Origin of the sequence: Kitasatospora sp. NPDC001309, assembly GCF_042896295.1 — a bacterium.
Classification (GTDB): domain Bacteria; phylum Actinomycetota; class Actinomycetes; order Streptomycetales; family Streptomycetaceae; genus Kitasatospora.
On sequence record NZ_JBIAXC010000009.1, the window covers coordinates 111,758 to 128,554 of the forward strand.

16 protein-coding genes are annotated in these 16,797 nt (G+C 72.2%); 3 read left to right on the plus strand and 13 right to left on the minus strand.

Annotated elements, in window-relative coordinates:
* Positions 1 to 7: 7 nt before the first annotated feature.
* The 8 genes from ACFY2K_RS12195 to ACFY2K_RS12230 form a co-directional block, all read right to left on the minus strand.
* The gene (locus ACFY2K_RS12195; protein ID WP_380524813.1) at positions 8 to 1,087 is read right to left on the minus strand and encodes an ATP-grasp domain-containing protein; all 1,080 of its coding nucleotides are present in this window, start codon (positions 1,085 to 1,087) and stop codon (positions 8 to 10) included.
* Positions 1,084 to 1,890 carry a diaminopimelate epimerase gene (dapF, locus tag ACFY2K_RS12200; RefSeq protein ID WP_380524814.1) on the minus strand — a complete coding sequence of 269 codons (807 nt, stop codon included), beginning with the start codon at positions 1,888 to 1,890 and terminating at the stop codon, positions 1,084 to 1,086. The genes ACFY2K_RS12195 and dapF overlap by 4 nt, the downstream gene beginning before the upstream one ends.
* A 143-nt stretch (positions 1,891 to 2,033) precedes the next feature.
* Positions 2,034 to 2,483: an ATP-binding protein gene (locus ACFY2K_RS12205; protein WP_380524816.1), complete on the minus strand. Its 450-nt coding sequence runs from the start codon at positions 2,481 to 2,483 to the stop codon at positions 2,034 to 2,036.
* A 31-nt stretch (positions 2,484 to 2,514) separates the two neighbouring features.
* On the minus strand, positions 2,515 to 3,021 hold the full coding sequence (locus ACFY2K_RS12210) for a hypothetical protein (protein WP_380524817.1): 507 nt from the start codon (positions 3,019 to 3,021) through the stop codon (positions 2,515 to 2,517).
* A gap of 183 nt (positions 3,022 to 3,204) precedes the next feature.
* A complete protein-coding gene (locus ACFY2K_RS12215; protein ID WP_380595273.1) occupies positions 3,205 to 4,413 on the minus strand; it encodes a helix-turn-helix domain-containing protein in 1,209 nt (402 codons plus the stop codon).
* Between the two features lie 79 nt (positions 4,414 to 4,492).
* Positions 4,493 to 5,149, minus strand: a complete 657-nt coding sequence (locus ACFY2K_RS12220) for an HAD-IA family hydrolase (RefSeq protein WP_380524819.1) — start codon at positions 5,147 to 5,149, stop codon at positions 4,493 to 4,495.
* A 428-nt stretch (positions 5,150 to 5,577) separates the two neighbouring features.
* Complete coding sequence (locus tag ACFY2K_RS12225; RefSeq protein WP_380532596.1) at positions 5,578 to 6,708, minus strand: DUF4185 domain-containing protein; 1,131 nt, start codon at positions 6,706 to 6,708, stop codon at positions 5,578 to 5,580.
* 160 nt (positions 6,709 to 6,868) lie between these two features.
* Complete coding sequence (locus tag ACFY2K_RS12230) at positions 6,869 to 8,071, minus strand: MFS transporter (RefSeq protein ID WP_380591228.1); 1,203 nt, start codon at positions 8,069 to 8,071, stop codon at positions 6,869 to 6,871.
* 293 nt (positions 8,072 to 8,364) lie between these two features.
* On the opposite strand from ACFY2K_RS12230, the gene ACFY2K_RS12235 reads away from it, so the two are divergent.
* The gene (locus ACFY2K_RS12235; protein WP_375892432.1) at positions 8,365 to 9,300 is read left to right on the plus strand and encodes a LysR family transcriptional regulator; all 936 of its coding nucleotides are present in this window, start codon (positions 8,365 to 8,367) and stop codon (positions 9,298 to 9,300) included.
* 46 nt (positions 9,301 to 9,346) lie between these two features.
* Here the strand turns inward: ACFY2K_RS12235 and ACFY2K_RS12240 are convergent, their stop codons facing one another.
* Positions 9,347 to 9,640 (minus strand): hypothetical protein, encoded by a 294-nt coding sequence (locus ACFY2K_RS12240; protein ID WP_375892434.1) that lies wholly within the window; start codon positions 9,638 to 9,640, stop codon positions 9,347 to 9,349.
* Positions 9,641 to 9,807: 167 nt separating this feature from the next.
* Here ACFY2K_RS12240 and holA point away from each other — a divergent pair, with 167 nt between their 5' ends.
* Positions 9,808 to 10,806 (plus strand): DNA polymerase III subunit delta, encoded by a 999-nt coding sequence (holA, locus tag ACFY2K_RS12245; protein ID WP_375892435.1) that lies wholly within the window; start codon positions 9,808 to 9,810, stop codon positions 10,804 to 10,806.
* Between the two features lie 16 nt (positions 10,807 to 10,822).
* Here the strand turns inward: holA and ACFY2K_RS12250 are convergent, their stop codons facing one another.
* Positions 10,823 to 11,704: a hypothetical protein gene (locus ACFY2K_RS12250; protein ID WP_387711134.1), complete on the minus strand. Its 882-nt coding sequence runs from the start codon at positions 11,702 to 11,704 to the stop codon at positions 10,823 to 10,825.
* A 269-nt stretch (positions 11,705 to 11,973) separates the two neighbouring features.
* Positions 11,974 to 12,243 (minus strand): 30S ribosomal protein S20, encoded by a 270-nt coding sequence (rpsT, locus tag ACFY2K_RS12255; protein WP_375892438.1) that lies wholly within the window; start codon positions 12,241 to 12,243, stop codon positions 11,974 to 11,976.
* A 409-nt stretch (positions 12,244 to 12,652) separates the two neighbouring features.
* Here rpsT and lepA point away from each other — a divergent pair, with 409 nt between their 5' ends.
* Positions 12,653 to 14,521: a translation elongation factor 4 gene (gene lepA, locus ACFY2K_RS12260; protein ID WP_375892440.1), complete on the plus strand. Its 1,869-nt coding sequence runs from the start codon at positions 12,653 to 12,655 to the stop codon at positions 14,519 to 14,521.
* A gap of 113 nt (positions 14,522 to 14,634) precedes the next feature.
* On the opposite strand, the gene ACFY2K_RS12265 is transcribed toward lepA, so the two are convergent.
* The gene (locus ACFY2K_RS12265) at positions 14,635 to 15,717 is read right to left on the minus strand and encodes an NAD(P)/FAD-dependent oxidoreductase (RefSeq protein ID WP_387711136.1); all 1,083 of its coding nucleotides are present in this window, start codon (positions 15,715 to 15,717) and stop codon (positions 14,635 to 14,637) included.
* Positions 15,718 to 15,826: 109 nt separating this feature from the next.
* The gene (gene sigJ / locus ACFY2K_RS12270) at positions 15,827 to 16,744 is read right to left on the minus strand and encodes an RNA polymerase sigma factor SigJ (RefSeq protein WP_380524873.1); all 918 of its coding nucleotides are present in this window, start codon (positions 16,742 to 16,744) and stop codon (positions 15,827 to 15,829) included.
* Positions 16,745 to 16,797: the final 53 nt, after the last annotated feature.

The window sequence follows — 16,797 nt, forward strand, 5'->3', positions numbered from 1 at the left end:
TTATCGTTCAGACGGTGGCGTCCAGTTGGGCCGGGACGGCACCGATACTCGGGACGGGCAGAGGCACATCGTAGGTCGGCCGGGCGAGGGCCTGGTGGAGCATCGCGCGAACGACGTCCTCATGGGTCAGGCCGCACATCGACGCTCCGGCGGCGAAGTTGCTGTCCCGCGACATGCCGGGGGTGGTGTTCACCTCGAGGGCGAACACCTCGCCGTCGGCGGTGACCATGAAGTCGACCCGGGCGCCCCCCTGGCAGCCGAGACCTTCCCACAGGGTCCTGGCGTGCCTGGTGAGCGTGCGCAGGACGGACGGCGGCAGGTCCGCCAGCGTCACGGACACGCCGCCGCGGCCGTCGGCGTCGAGCTTCGTGTCGGCGTCGTAGAAATCGGCCTGCTGGACCTCGGTGGCCAGCGGCGGGAACGCCAGGACGCCGCCGGGAAGTTCCAGCAGTCCTACGGTCACTGGTGTCCCGGAGATGTAATGCTCGACCAGGACCGGCGAGGGGTCGGTGCGGGTCGCTTCTTCGAGTGCGGCGGTGAGCTCTTCGGTGGTGCGGACCAGGCTCATTCCGACGCTCGATCCGCCCATGGTCGGCTTGACCATCATGGGCAGCCCGCCGCAGGTCACAGCGCTGCCGCCGGTCCACACCTGCCACGGCGGAGTCGGCACGCCGAGCCCCTTCATGTACCTCTTGCAGAGGATCTTGTCGGCGGCGATGGCGGACGCCGCAACACCGTTGCCACAGTACGGCCTGCGCAGCCAGTCCAGCAGTCCCTGGAGCCGGCCGTCCTCGCCGAAGGGCCCGTGCAGGTTGGACAGGACGATGTCGACGCCGAGCAGCTCTGACACGAACCCGGGCTCGCACGGGTCCAGGACGCGGAATGCGGTACCGATCGTGTCCAGGGACTCGGAGAGCGCGGTCACGGACATCTGCTCGACGGGGCTCCTGGAGAGGTACAGGCGGTCCTCGGCGGAGACGCCGCCGTAGACCAGGCCCACGTTGGTGCCGCGGTACTTGCGCTCCCGTACGGCTTGGATCTCCTTGCTCAGCGCGGCGGTGTCATGCCAGTCGATGGTGATGGTCACGAGATGACTCCTTCGTAGGCGAGGGTGACGGGGCCGGCGACCCAGTACGACTTGGCCGGTCGATCGGCGTGCGGGGCGACGGTGAGGGGGGTTCCGGCGCGGTTGTGGACGGCGACGGGGCCCGCGGTGACCAGGCCACGGCGTCCCGCGATGACGACGGCGGCGACAGCCCCGCTTCCGCAGGAGAGCGTCTCGGCCTCGACACCGCGCTCATAGGTGCGGATCTTGAGGGTTTGCCGGTCGATGCTCTCCACGAAGTTGACGTTCGCGCCGAGCGGGGCGAGCTTTGGGTGGTGGCGCATCAGACGTCCGCAGGCCTCGGCGTCGAGGCCGTCCACGTCGTTTACGACGGCAACCACGTGTTCGGTGCCGGTGTGAGCGGAGTCGAACCAGAAGGGGCGGCCGCCCCACACGGACTCGACCACCCGCATGTCGACGGCGCCGACTTCGGCGGTGATCGCCACAGCCTCACGGGTGACGGTCGCCTCGTGCTCGACCCCGGCCATGACGAGGGTCATCGTGTCGAAGCCGAAGTCCTCGGCCGCAGCCCAGGCCGAGCACCGCAGCGCGTTGCCGCACATCGTTGCGATCGACCCGTCGGCGTTGAAGCACGAGACCTCCAGGACCGGAGGGGCGCTGCTGATCAGCGTGCTGACCACCAGACCGTCGGCGCCGATACCGGTTCGGCGCGCGCACAGCCTCACCGCGATGTCGTGCCAGTCGCGGCCGGTGTCCTGGTCGGCGCCGTTGAGCAGCACGAAGTCGTTTCCGGCTCCGTGGATCTTCCGGAAGGGAGTGCTCAAAGGGGTCCTCCTCACGTGGGTATCGGGATGCAGGGCGCTGTGGTGGGAGCGCGCCGTGAAGGAGGTGCCGGCCGCCGCTCGGGGGAGGCTTTCGGCCGGCACCTGATCCGCCCGGGACGCCGGGCGGAGTCCGAGGGGTGCCGTCAGGCCAACTCGCTGGGTACCCCGAGGTCGGCGTGGATGACTTTGCCGTGCGGCCACAGTCGGACGCCCCACTTGGCCTTCGTGAGGTGGTGTACCAGGGCCAGTCCTCGTCCGGATTCGTGGGAGGGACCGGCTTCGATCCGCACGGGCGGCGACGCGGAGCCGTCGGAGACCAGCAGGCGCACGACTCCGGCGGTGGGTCGGCGGACGGCGACGATCATGTACGTCCGGCAGCCGGTCTTCGCCGCGTTGCTCACCAGCTCGGAGATGATCAGCTCGGCGTCGTCGATCAGGGCCTCCAAGCCCCACTCGATGAGCTTGGCGTTGACCATGAGGCGGGCTGCGCGGGCGGACCGGAAGGCGTACGGCAGCCGCATGGTGGCCGGTGCAGGACGGGTTGCCGAGGGCGCTCCCTCGGCTTCCCGGGGCCGTTCGAGGGTGGTGTTCATCGTTGCTCCCGGGCGGCTGTCACCGTACGGGTCAGCATCCGGAGGTCCTCGGGTCGGTACCTCGTCCTGCTGCACGGCGGGGAATGAACAGGCCCGCGGCCGAGGACGCGAGGTCACGCCGCCGCCAGTGGTCGCCCGGGGAGCGGCGCTCCGGCACGGTTCCGGCCGGGGTGCCCGGGTGCGTGGCAGTGGTGAGAAAGGCGCCGCGCTCGAGCAGGACGGTGGCGAGCCGGTCGAAGGCGGCCAACTGTCGGCCGGGGCTGTTCAGAGGGTCGTCATGGATCATGTCGCGGGTCCAGGTGACGACCCCGCAGGCCCTGTTCTCCGACAGGGCGTCGGTGATGGCCTGCCAGCCGGGTCGCTCGGCGAGGGGCTGCGTGGGGTTGCTGTCCACGGCGAGCACGGCCACGGTCCACCGGCGGGCCCTGGCGAAGACGCGGACGTGGGCGGCGATGAGATCGGCGGCGGGTTCGTCGCCGGAGCAGATGTAGATGGCGACGGGGGCGCGGCCGACGGGTCGGGGGTGGTCGCTGGTCATGGCGACCACTGTCACCGACCATTCACCGTCGGTGAATACATGGGTCGTGGTAGCCGGAGAACTCGCACACGGCCGACTACCACGTTCAGTGGTACCCGCGGCGGTTGTTACGGCTGGGCGTTACGGGGCGTGGTAGCTGCGTATACCAGCAGGTCGCGGACACCATGGTCCGACATGGAGGGCTTATCTGATCACCAGTGGAACACCGGCGGCCTGCGCAACGCTCCTCGCCATCGCCACAGACACGTCGGCGATCCGGTCCGTGATCACTCCGGGGAGCGCCTGGTGCCGGACCCATGTCGGGGCGATCCGGCACGCTTCCTTCAGCGCTGCGGCCGCTGCCTCCCACTGCCGTGTCTCGGTCCGCGTCAGGGCGATGTCCAGGTGAAACCTGGCGCGGGTGGACAGCGGCATGCCGGGATCGAGATGAGTCGTCTCGATCAGCCTGAGCGCTCCGGCGGTGTCGCCCAGGGCCGTCGCCACCGACATGGCCTGCGTGGCGGCGTAGGACGGGCCGAACGGCTGGCCCTGGTCGCCCCGGGCGTGCTCGCGGCCGATCCGGGCCGCGACGGCGTGGGCCTGGCTCAAGTAGTCGCGGGCGGTGTCCGCGCTCGCGCCGCCCCGGGACGCGGCGACGGCCGCGTTCGTGACCAGTTGCCCGTACACGCTGAGCCGGTCCGGGTCGCTGTCGGACATGCGGGGCTCGACCTTGGCGGCGGACTGCTCGGCGACGTGGACGCCCTTGGCAGTGTGGCCATCGCGCAGGCAGATCCACGACAGCGAGGCCATCAGGTGGGCCGCGCGGAGGCCGTCACCCACCTGGTCGGCGACGTTTCGGCCGTGGGTGATCGCGGTGTACCCGAGGTCGCGGGCGCCGAGGATATTGGCCATGACGGCAGCAGTCTGGAAGGCATCGGCGAGGACTCCACCGGCGGCTTCGCGTCGATCCGGTGTGGTGGCGTCGTAGAGCGCCCGTGCCTCCGGCAGCAGGAGGGACAGGATCGCGCCGAGCTCGACGTAGCGTCCGCTCCAGAACGCGGCGTCAGCGCGCCGTGCCGCGTCTCGCAGGTCCTCCAGACTGCCGGGCTCCACGTCGGTGCCGATGCCGAGTCCGGTGTCGTGGACGGCAGCTGATACTGCGCGTAGGGCCGAGCGTTCCTCCAGGGCCATGCCTCGGCGCGGGGATTGCTGTCCGAGGATCACTGAGACGTCGGTGCCGAGACCGACAGCGACCTTCATCAGCGAAGGGAGCGAGAGGTTGCCCCCCTGTTCGAGCTTTCGGATCGTGCCCAGGGAGACCCCGGACTTCTCGGCCAGGTCTTCCTGTGTGACCTCCCGGCCTCGCAGGATCTTGACTCGTTCCGCCGTGGTGCGTTCTGCCCAGAGGGTCACAGGCTGACTCCGTCTCAGGTGATGGCCTTCCCGGGGCGGTACCTCCGCAGTGTGCGGGTATGACCGTACAGCGGGAGGCTCAGACGCAGGCCCCGATGCCGAGCAGGGATGCGATCCGGGCGACGGTCTCTGGCCGGCCGTCGGCGAGCACCGTCGTGATACCGAGCGCTTCGGCCGGCGGCAGGTTCACCGGGTGATCGTCGACGAACACGCACACCTCGCCTGACAGGCCCATCCGCTCCAGCGCCAGCCGGTAGATCGCCGGGTCTGGCTTCGCGATGCCCTCCAGCTCGGACACCACGGTCACGTCGAACAACTCCCAGACGCCACAGGCGGCGTACGGGTCGAAGGGGTCCAGTCCGAAGCTGTTGGACAGCAGGGCGACCACGTAGCCGGCCTCACGCGCCGCCTTGGCAAGGGTGACCATGTCGGCCGCGGCCCGGACCCCGGCCCACGCCCGGCCCATCAGGTTCTCGTGGTCGGCCAGACCGAGATACGGCGCGACCTGCCGGTTCCAGTCCGCCTGGCTGAGAGCGCCACGTTCCAGGTCAACGTACAGCTGCCGAACCACCGGATGGGTGTTCAGCGTGCGGCGCCATGCCTCGGCGTCAAGTCCCTGACTGACGCACCACTCGCGGTGGACGGCGAGAGCATCCGTGGTCAGAACACCGGCGAAGTCGAGGATCAAGCCGCGGTATGCGGACGGGGGACTGACGGGTGCTACTGGTTGCGCCATGATGAGTTCCCTTCGGGGTTCGTCGCCGTACCGCGAAGGTACCCGCGGAGAGGGCGGGTCCCACCGGTCGGCCCCGCCGTGGTGGACGGCGGGGCCGAACTGCGAGGGTAAGCACACTGCACGGACCTGCCCTCTTGCCTGGCACGGGCTGTGCCTCCACGACGTGGGGTGGGCGGGGGCCCCGGGGAAAGGGATTGCGGCGCGGGGCCGGGCGGGCCGGGGCGCGCCCCCCCCCGCCGACATCGGCGACCGCCCCGGGGCCGGGGGGCGGGGGGGGGGGGGGGGGGGGGGGGGGGGGGGGGGGGGGGGGGGGGGCGGGGGGGGGGGGGCGGCCCCCGGGCCCCCCCCCCCCCCCCCCCGCCACCGGAGCAATGCGCCTACGGCCCTGGCCAGTTGGGCCGGGGAAGATCAGGCCGGGGTAGGGGCGGTCAGGAGAGCATGTTGATCCGGTACTGCATGATCCGGTAGTTCGTCACGTCGTACCACTGGCTGACGACGATGTGGAAGTTGCCGAACGTCGAGCCGGGGATGACGAAGCCGCCGTAGGGGCTGGCCACGAAGTTGGCGGTCTCCTGGCCCGGGGCGCCGGGGAGGATCATGGCCTGTTCCAGCGTCCTGGTGAGGTCCGAGGTCGGGAGTGCGAAGACCATCGCCCTGATCGACAGCGGGTCCGTGTTCAGCCAGGTGAGGACGTACTTGCCGTCCATGGCGCGGAAGCACAGCTCGCCCCACTTGCGGGTGCCGAAGACGGTCGTCGGGGCGGGGGCGTTCCACTGCCAGTTGCCGTCGGTGTAGCCCCAGGGCTCGTAGGCGTCCGGGGTGCCGAGGCTCTCCTTCCGCACCCGGTGCAGCAGCATCCCCGATTCCACCTCACGGTTGAAGACCGTGGACAGCACGTAGCAGTAGCCGTCGTCGGCCACCGCGTAGGTCTTCTGCTGGAACTGCCCGCCGTACAGGTCGCCGGGCCACTGGCACAGGTACTCCCAGGTCTGCCCGTTGTCGGTGGAGCGCCAGAAGTCGGTGTGGTGGGTGTCGTAGATGACCCCGCGCATCAGGTGCATGTACATCACACCGTCGACGACGAAGGCGTCGGAGGGGATCGCGGTCGTGAACTTGTCGCCGACCTGGGTGTGCGGCTCGTCGACGAGGCTGATGCCGTAGGCGCCCTGGACGACGCCGTCGATGCGCAGGTTGTCCAGGTCGGCGCTGCTGGAGCGCAGTCCGACGGGCGCGTTCCACTGGCCGGTGAAGAGCTGGTCGCCGGAGTAGGTGTCGCCGCAGACGAAGAGCATGGTGCCGTCCGGGCACCGGACGGGGATGCCGAGGTCGGTCCACGCGGCGCCGAACGATCCGGTCTCGGCCGGGCCGCTGAGGTTCTTGATCTTGGTCGCGATGGTCGGGGCGGTCGGGTCGTACGGGCCGTTGGCGAGCGCGGCGGGAGCGCCGGAGCCGAGGGCCCCGGCCCCCACGGCGACGCCGATGCCGATCCTGAGCAGGTGGCGGCGGGAGGGCCCGCCGGGTGTCGGCGTCTCGTCGTGTCCGCCCGCTGAGCGTGTCATGGTGTCGGTGGCCTTCCGGATCGACGGATCCCGCACCTTCGCCCGGATCGCGCACCCGAGCGGCGACGGGGCGCCACCGAGGCTACGGCGGCCCGCCGCCGCCCCGTCGGTGGGTGGACGGACCTTCACCCGAATTGGGTAGGCGTGGGGCCCGGCGGCCTCAGGTACGGGTGGGGGCCGGGGGGTGAGGGGCCGGGGCGGGGGTGCCCCGGGGGAGGAGGAGGGGGGTGGCCAGGATGAGGAGGCCCGCGGCGGCGAGGGCGGTGCGTGGGCCGGTGGTGTCGGCGAGGAGGCCGCCGAGGGTGGTGCAGACGGCGATGGCGGTCTGCTGGCCGATGGACCAGGCGGACAGGGTGCGGGCGAGGAGGTGCTCGGGCGTGCGTTCGAGCCGGTGGGTGGCGAGCACCGGGGTGTAGAGGCTCATGTTGATGATGATGGCGAGTTCGACGGCCATCACGGTGACCAGGCCGACGACGCCGGGGCGGACGAGGACCAGGCCGATCAGCCACACGGCGCGCAGGGCGCCGACGGTCCGGAACACCCGGTGCCGGCCGTAGCGGGTCACGACGCGCTGGGCGAGCCGGGAGCCGATGAGTCCGCCGAGGCAGGGGGCGGCGAAGGCGAGGCCGTACTGCCAGGGCGGGAAGTGGAGTTGGCGCAGCATGAGGACGGCCAGCAGCGGTTCGGTGGCCATGATCAGCCCGGAGACGAGCAGGTTGTTGAGGTAGAGCGCCCGCAGCTCGGGGTCGCCGAGGATGTGCCGCCAGCCGTCGAGGACCGAGCCGGCCCGCCCCGGGTTCCGCCCGGCGGGCGGCGGGGTCTCCTCCCGGCCGCGGATGGCGCCGATGCCGAGGGCGGAGAGCAGGTAGCTGAGGGCGTCGGCGATCACGGTGGTGACCGGTCCGAACAGGCCGATGGCGGCCCCGCCCAGGGGCGGTCCGATCGCGATGGAGCTCCAGTTCGTCGACTCGAAGCGGGAGTTGGCCACCAGGAGGTCCTCGGGTCGGACCAGGGCCTTGAGGTGGGCGCCGGCGGCCGCGTTGAACGCGATCTTGGCCGCGGCGACGACGGCCGAGACCGCCAGCAGTTGGGCGAAGCCGAGCAGTCCGAGGGCGTAGGCGGCCGGGATCGTCGCCATGGCCGCGAACCGGACCAGGTCCATGGTGATCATCACCGGGCGTTTGCGCCGGAACTCCACCCAGGGGGCGAGCGGCAGCGCGATCAGCGCCCCCACGGCGGGGCCCACGGCGGACAGTGCGGACACCTGGGCGGGCCCGGCGTGCAGCACCAGGACGGCCAGCAACGGCAGGGCGCCGAATCCCAGTCCGGACCCGTACGCGCTGACCGCGTAGGCCGCCCACAGCCACCCGAACCGCGGTCCCAGCCGTCTCCTGCCGAACCTGCCCGCTGTCGCTGTCGCTGTCGCTGTCGCTGCCGTGCCTGCGGCGGCTGCCGCACCTGCCGCGTCCCCCGTGCCCACCATGTCCGGCGCACTCCCTCGGCATCCCGTTCGAACAATCCGACGTTGACCGGGGAGAGCTAACCGAGCGGCTCGACCGCAGGTCAAACAACCGATCCGCCCCACGGGTACAACCATCCGTTGTTCACAAGGGCGTGTCTGACATTGCGCGTCGGATCGGCCTAGGGTGGGCCGACGTGGACCTCGAAGCCGTACGCACCTTCGCCGCCGCCGCCGAGGCCGGCCAGTTCCAGAAGGCCGCCGTCGACCTGGCGGTCACCCAGCAGGCCGTCTCCAAGCGCATCGCCGCCCTGGAGCGCGACCTCGGGGTGCGCCTGTTCACCCGCACCCCGCGCGGCGCCGAACTCACCATCGACGGACAGGCGTTCCTGCCCCACGCACGTGAACTGCTGCGCGCCGCCGAGCGGGCCGTCGCCTCGGTGCGGACGGGCCGTCGGCCGCTGCGGGTCGACATCATCGCCTCGCGCGGCGCCGGGTCGGGTCTGATGCGCGACTTCCACCGCGCGCACCCCGGGATCGAGTTGGACGTGGTGATGCTGTTCGACGTGGCGGCGGCCGTCGCCGCGATCCGCTCGGGGGCGATCGACGCGTCCTTCCGTGCCGTCGCCGCACCCGGGCGGCCCTTCCCGGAGGACGTCGAGTCCGTCCGGGTGCTCGACGAGCCCTTGCAGTTGCTCACCGGTCCGGCGCACGCGCTGGCGGGCGCGCGTTCGGTGACCGTCGCCCAGCTGGTCGGCCACCGGATCTGGATGCCCGGCATCGCCCCCGGCACCGAGTGGGCCGCCTACTACGACGACCTGGTCGCCGAGTTCGGCCTCACCATCGAGGCGACCGGCCCCAACTTCGGCTCCGACGCGCTGCTGGACACCGTCGCCGACACCCCGGCCCTGGCCACCTTCATGAGCGAGCGCACCCGGCTGGTCTGGCCCGCCGGGCACGGTCTGCGCCGCATCCCGGTGACCGACCCGACGCCGGTCTACCCGCACTCGCTGCTGTGGCACCGGGACAACCCCCACCCCGCCCTGGCCACCCTCCGGGCCCACCTCGCCGCCACCACGCCCGCCCACGACGCCCCCGGGACCTGGCGGCCGGACTGGGTGCTGCCGAACTGACCACCTCGGCGAGCGCCGGGAGCGCCGGGGGCGGGCGACGGTCGGGTCAGGCCTCCTCGCGCCAGCCCTCGTAGGAGGCCGCGACGGTGTCGAGGGCGTGCAGGAGGGTGGGCGTCCAGCCGTCGGACGGGGGGTCGAGGACGACGAGCCACTGGGCGTCCTCGGCGTCGTCCTCGCCGGCCAGCGCGTCGCGGACGATCTCCAGGTCGCCGAGGTCGGGATGGGCGGCGGAGAGCTCCTCGGCGGCCTCGTCGGCGGTGTCGCGGTCGGGCAGGACGAGCAGCTGGCGGACGAACGGGTCTTCGACGTCCGGCAGGTCGGGGGTGTGGTTCTCGGTCACCGGGCCATTCTCCAGGTCGGGCCGCGCGCCCCCGCAGGGCGGTCGGCCTTCACGAGCCCCGTCCCCGGCCCCGGCCCCGGACCACTGGCCCCCGTCCCCCGCCCCCGCCCGTACGCTCCCGCCCGTCCGGGCGGGAGTGTCCGCGGCGCGTGGGATGCTGGTAGGCGATGGCCAGGAAGAGTGCACCCGACGACCTGCTCGCCCCGCTGACCCTCGCGGTCGGTCAGGAGGAGCTGCTGCTGGACCGTGCGGTCGCCCAGGTGGTGGCCGCGGCCAGGGCGGCGGACCCGGACACCGACGTGCGGGACCTCCCGCCCGGCGGCCTGCAGCCGGGCAGTCTGGCCGAGCTGACCACGCCCTCGCTGTTCGCCGAGCGCAAGGTGATCGTGGTCCGGGCCGCGCAGGACCTCTCCGCCGAGTCGGTGAAGGAGGTCAAGGCGTACATCGAGGCCCCGGCCGAGGAAGTGATCATCGTCCTGGTGCACGCCGGCGGGGCCAAGGGCAAGGGCCTGCTGGACTTCGGGCGCAAGGCGGGCGGGCGCGAGGTGGCCTGCGCCAAGCTGGCCAAGGCGGGCGAGCGGCTGGCCTTCGTCAAGGGCGAGTTCCGTACGCTGGGCCGCTCCGCGACCCAGGAGGCCTGCCAGGCACTGCTGGACGCGCTCGGCAGCGACCTGCGCGAACTCGCCGCCGCGTGCAGCCAGTTGACCTCGGACGTCGAGGGCACGATCGACGAGACGGTGGTGGCCCGCTACTACAGCGGCCGGGCCGAGGCGACCGGGTTCGAGGTGGCCGACCTGGCGGTCACCGGCCGGGCGGCCGAGGCGCTGGAGCGGCTGCGCTGGGCGCTGGCCGTCGGCCAGCCGCCGACCGGCATCACCTACGCGCTGGCCTCCGGCGTGCGCAGCATCGGCCGGCTGGCGACGACCGGGCGGAACATGCGTCCGGCCGATCTGGCCCGCGAGTTGGGCATGCCGCCGTGGAAGGTGGACCGGGTCCGTCAGCAGATGCGCGGGTGGACCGGCGATGCGGTGGCCACGGCGCTCACCGCGATCGCCCAGGCCGATGCGGCGGTCAAGGGCGGCTCGGCCGACCCGGCCTTCGCCCTGGAGCGGGCGGTGGTGGCCGTCGCCAAGGCCGCCCGGGCCGGCTCCCGTCCCTCGTACTGACCGCGGCGGCGGACCGCTACTTGCGCATGGCCCGTACGGCGTTGTCGGCGTCGGTCTGCAGGTCGTTGCGGAGCTCGGTCATGGACGGCGGGTTGGCCTTCCCCTGGGTGTAACTGGCGTTGTAGCTGATGTAGTAGGTCATCCCGCCGTCGCGGATCTGCACCTCGCCGAACAGGCTGTGGTACGAGCCCGAACCGCCGTCGTCCTTGTAGATGAAGAACGCGTCCTCGCCGATCCCCGGGATGTCGGTGATCTGGTAGCCCCGGGCCCGGTAGAGCTCCTTGCCGGCCGTCTGCTCGGGTGCCGGGTTGACGGCCTTGTGCAGGTCGGCACGGATGTACACGCTGGCGTACTCGCTGTCGGTGCCGCCGCCGGTCCGCTTGAGCGACATGGAGCAGTTCATGCTGTCCAGGGCGGCGGTCCGGTCGGTGTGGTGGGACGGCGAACTGCTGTCCGTGGTGACGGTGTAGGTCTCCAGCAGCCGGGAGGGCTTCGCGGTGGCGCAGAAGTCGTCGGAGAGGTGGTAGTTGCCGAGGCTGCGCGGTGAGGAGTCGTTGCTGACGAGGTCCGGGACGGCCACCACGGCGGCGGCCCAGCCGGCCGAGGCGAGGACCGCGCCGACGAAGGCCCAGACGGCGTTGCGGCGCAGCCCACCGCCCTTGGGCGGCGCGGCGGGCAGCCCGGGCGCGGTCGGCAGCCCGAGCGGCGGCCCGAAGCTGCCGGCCCCCGGCCCGCCGAGCCCGCCGGATCCACCGGGTCCGCCCGGCCCGCCCGTGCCGGGTACGGGCGCCGTGGCCGGTTGCTGCGGAAAGCCGTAGCCCGGTCCGTTCGAACCCGGACCCGGACCCGGACCCGGACCCGGACCCGGCGACGGTGGTGGCGGCGGTGGCGTCGTCATGGAAGTTCCCCCCTCGGGACTGGCCGCCGTGGGTGCTCCCCGCACCCCCGGTCGCGCCTGACCGACCCTAGCGGCCGGGGCGCGGAACGCGACAGGCGCCGCAGTCGCCCTCGGGGAGAGGATGACTGCGGCGCCTGTCGTACAGCTCGTGCTGCACCGCACCCGCGTGGCGAACGCAGGCCGCGTGCGGTGCGAGTCTCGCACGCCTCGGGGTTCCGGGTAGAGGGCCGGTCGCCCTGAGGCGGTGGGGGCCGGAGCCCCCGGGGGCGTCAGGCCTGGACGGCGGTGTTGACGCGCTTGGTGATGGCCGACTTCTTGTTGGCGGCCTGGTTGGCGTGGATGACGCCCTTGCTCACGGCCTTGTCGAGCGCCTTGGAGGCGGCGCGGGCCAGCACGGTGGCCTTCTCGGTGTCACCGGCGGCAGCGGCCTCACGGGCCTTGCGCAGAGCGGTCTTCAGCGAGGACTTGACGGCCTTGTTGCGCAGGCGCGCCTTCTCGTTGGTCTTGTTGCGCTTGATCTGGGACTTGATGTTCGCCACGAAGGAGCCTCAGTCTTGTCTGAATGGTTTGAACGGGCTGCACCGTGCGGCCGTCGGACCAGCTGAGAGGGCATGCCGAGGCCAGGTGCAGCTGACCACGCTACCAGGGGCCCGCCGCCCGCCCCAAACCGGCGGCCGGTCCGCGGCCGGTAGAAGGCCGGGAGAAGTGGTGCGGCAGCTCCCGCCACCGCACGTACCCGGCCGAGCCGCGGAACCCCTCGGTGCGGCCGGGCGAAGCCCTTCGGGCGCCCTCGGGAGGCTGTGAGGTGCCCGAACGGCGTCCCGCCCCGTAGTCGTGGGAGGATGGGAGGAACTATTTCGATCGGACGAGACTGTCCGGTCCCCGGGATAGCCGGTCAGCGATGATCCGGACACCCCCGGCCCCGGACCAACGGAGAATCGGACCAAGGTGCCCGCGACCCCCAGCAATGTGCCAGAGCCCAGCCGTACCGACCCGGCGCTGATCCGCAACTTCTGCATCATCGCCCACATCGACCACGGCAAGTCGACGCTCGCAGACCGGATGCTGCAGATCACCGGCGTCGTCGACCCCCGGCAGATGCGCGCCCAGTACCTCGACCGCATGGACATCGAGCGCGAGCGCGGCATCACCATCAAGTCGCAGGCGGTCCGCCTCCCGTGGGCCCCGAAGACCGGGCCGGACGCCGGGACGACCCACATCCTCAACATGATCGACACCCCCGGCCACGTGGACTTCACGTACGAGGTGTCCCGCTCCCTCGCGGCCTGCGAGGGCACCGTCCTGGTGGTCGACGCGGCCCAGGGCATCGAGGCCCAGACCCTCGCCAACCTGTACCTGGCGCTGGAGAACGACCTCACGATCGTCCCGGTCCTCAACAAGATCGACCTGCCGGCCGCCCAGCCGGAGAAGTACGCCGCCGAGATCGCCCACATCATCGGCTGCGACCCCTCCGACGTGCTCCAGGTCAGCGCCAAGACCGGTCTCGGCGTCGAGGACCTGCTGGACCACATCGTCAACACCGTCCCGGCCCCGGTCGGCGTCAAGGACGCCCCGGCCCGCGCGATGATCTTCGACTCGGTGTACGACTCCTACCGCGGCGTGGTCACCTACGTCCGTGTCGTGGACGGCCAGCTCACCAAGCGCGAGCGCATCGCGATGATGTCGACCGGCGCCACCCACGAGCTGCTGGAGATCGGCGTCATCTCGCCCGAGCCGAAGGTCGCCGACGGCCTCGGCGTCGGCGAGGTCGGCTACATCATCACCGGTGTGAAGGACGTCCGGCAGTCCAAGGTCGGTGACACGATCACCTCGATGCACAAGGGCGCCACCGAGGCGCTCGGCGGCTACAAGGACCCGCGCCCGATGGTGTTCTCGGGCCTGTACCCGCTGGACGGCTCGGACTACCCGCTGCTGCGCGACGCCCTGGACAAGCTGCGCCTCAACGACGCCGCCCTGGTGTACGAGCCGGAGACCTCGGTCGCGCTGGGCTTCGGCTACCGCTGCGGCTTCCTCGGCCTGCTGCACCTGGAGATCATCCGGGAGCGCCTGGAGCGCGAGTTCAACCTCGACCTGATCTCCACCGCCCCGAACGTGGTCTACCGGGTGGTGATGGAGGACGGCACCGAGCACACCGTCACCAACCCGAGCGAGTTCCCGAGCGGCAAGATCTCCGAGGTGTTCGAGCCGGTCGTGCGCGGCACCATCCTGGCGCCGAACGAGTTCGTCGGCGCGATCATGGAGCTCTGCCAGTCCCGCCGCGGCAACCTCCAGGGCATGGACTACCTCTCCGAGGACCGGGTCGAGCTGCGCTACACCCTGCCGCTCGCGGAGATCGTCTTCGACTTCTTCGACCAGCTGAAGTCCAAGACCCGCGGCTACGCCTCGCTCGACTACGAGCCCATCGGCGAGCAGGCCGCCCAGCTGGTGAAGGTCGACATCCTGCTGCACGGCGACCCGGTGGACGCGTTCTCCGCGATCGTGCACAAGGACAAGGCCTACGGCTACGGCGTGATGATGGCCGGCAAGCTGCAGAAGCTCATCCCCCGCCAGCAGTTCGAGGTGCCGATCCAGGCCGCCATCGGCTCCCGGGTGATCGCCCGTGAGACAGTCCGCGCGATCCGCAAGGACGTCCTCGCCAAGTGCTACGGCGGTGACATCTCCCGTAAGCGGAAGCTGCTGGAGAAGCAGAAGGAAGGCAAGAAGCGGATGAAGATGGTCGGCAGCGTGGAGGTCCCGCAGGAGGCCTTCATCGCCGCGCTGTCCACCGACGCCGAGACGCCGAAGGACAAGAAGTAGGCGTAGCGGGAAGCGGTACGAGGAGGGCCCGGGCGGGACTGCCCGGGCCCTTCCGCGTTCCCGCCGGGCACAGGAACCGGTAGGCCCCGGACGGAACCGGTGGCCCCCGGCGGCTACTTGAGCGCGCCGAGGACGAGGCCGACGATCCCGGCCTTGGCCAGCCGCCCCGCGGTGCCGGTGAGCACGGTGGGCTTCATCGAGTCGTCGGGGTGGACCAGTTGGAGCAGCCCGTCCCGCCGGCCCAGGCTGAGGCACTGCACGAGGTACGTGAAGGAGAACGGCGCCGAGGTGCGCCCGTCGAGCAGCCGGCCCACGTACTGGCCCTGCGGCAGCGCGGTGGCGCAGCCCATCCTCAGGGTGCCGACGCCGGGGACGGTGACGGCGGCGGCGTCGCCGACCACGTGGACGTCCGGGTGCGAGACCGACCGCAGGTGGTCGTCCACCAGGGCGCGGCCGCGCTCGTCGACGGCCAGTCCGGCCTCGGCGGCCAGCGGGTGGGGTTCCAGCGAGGCGGCCCACAGGGTGAGGTCGGCGTCGACCGGGCCGGCGGTGGTGAGTGGCCCGCCGGGGGTGACCTCGGTGACGGTGGCGTCCTCGTGGACGTCGACGCCGAGGCGGTCGAGGACGCGCCGGATGTGGGCGCGGCCCTTGGGCGAGTAGGCGCCGCCGACGGTGCCGGAGGCGACGATCCGCACCCGCCAGTCGGGGTGGGCCTCGGCGAGTTCGGTGGCCAGTTCGATGCCGGTGGCGCCGCCGCCGACGACGGCGAGGGTGCCGGGGCGGGCGGCCTCGCGGATGAGCCGGCGGACCTCGGCGGCGCGCTCCACGGGGTGGGCGTGCTCGGCGGCGCCGGGGACGCCGTGCCAGGCGGTGCGGCTGCCGAGGGCGTGGACCAGGGTGTCGTAGCCGAGGGTGGTGCCGTCGTCGAGGAGGACCTCGTGCCCGGCCAGGTCGAGTGCGACGGCCCGGGCCCGGCGGTGCTCGATCCGGCGGCCGCAGGCGAGTTCGGTGAGCGCGGGCCAGTCGCGGCCGCGGCCGGCGGCGGTCTCGTGCTGGCGGATGCGGTGCAGGAGCCGCTCCTCGGGGGCGACCAGGGTGACGGCGCGGCGGCGTCCGGCGCCCTTGGCCGCGGTGATCCCGGCGTACCCGGCGCCGAGGACGACGATCCGCTGATCGGTGCTGGTGGTGCTGCTCATCTCGTCCGCCTCCTCGTGGGGCGCTCCGGTGGAGCGCTGTTCGGGAAGGGGACGACGCGGGCGGCCGGAGTGTGACGGTGACCCGCGTCACAGCCCGGCGGGGCCCGGTTCAGCGGGTCGTGACCGGGTCGATCCGGCCGAGCTTCTCGGGGTTGACCACGACGAAGGCCTCGGTGATCCGGCCGTCGGCCACGGCGAAGGCCAGCACCCCGCCGACGCTGCCGGTGCCGCGCTCGTACCAGACCAGGCCGGGTTCGCCGTTGACGGCGGCGAGGCCGATCGCGGCGTCGGGGGTGAACCACTTGGCGACCAGTCCGGCCACCAGGCGGGCGACCTTGTCGGCGCCGCGCACCGGGCGGGCGGCGGCGCGGACGATGCCGCCGCCGTCGGCGTGCCAGACCACGTCGGGGTCGAGGACCGCCATCAGGCCGAGGATGTCGCCCCGGGCGCTGGCGGAGGCGAACGCCTCGACGGCCCGCCGGTGTTCGGCCGGGTCGGTGCCGCCGGGGTGCCGGCCGCCCTCCTTGACCCGGCGGCGGGCCCGGGAGGCGAGCTGGCGGGTGGCGTCCGGGGTGCGGTCCAGGGAGGCGGCGATGGACTCGAAGCCGACCGCGAAGACGTCGTGCAGGACGAAGGCGGCCCGCTCGGCCGGGGTGAGCTGCTCCAGCACGGTGAGCAGGGCGAGGGAGACGGACTCGCCGCGTTCGGCCAGGTCGGCGGGGGAGTCGGGGCCGTCGGCGTAGGAGACGGACGGTTCGGGCAGCCACTCGCCGTAGTAGGCCTCGCGGCGGCTGCGGGCGGAGCCCAGCTGGTCGTAGCAGAGCCGGGTGACCACGGTGGTGAGGAAGGCGCGCGGGTCGGCGACGGCGGCGCGGTCGGCGTCCTGCCAGCGCAGCCAGGCGTCCTGGAGGACGTCCTCGGCGTCGGTGAAGGAGCCGAGCAGCCGGTAGGCGACCGAGCCCAGGTAGCGGCGGTTCGCCTCGAAGGCGTCGGGGGCCGGTCCGGGGGCCGTGGGCTGGGCGGTCACGGGGGCCACCGTAGCGAAGGCGGTCGTGCCCCGCGAGGGGCGGGTGCGCGCGG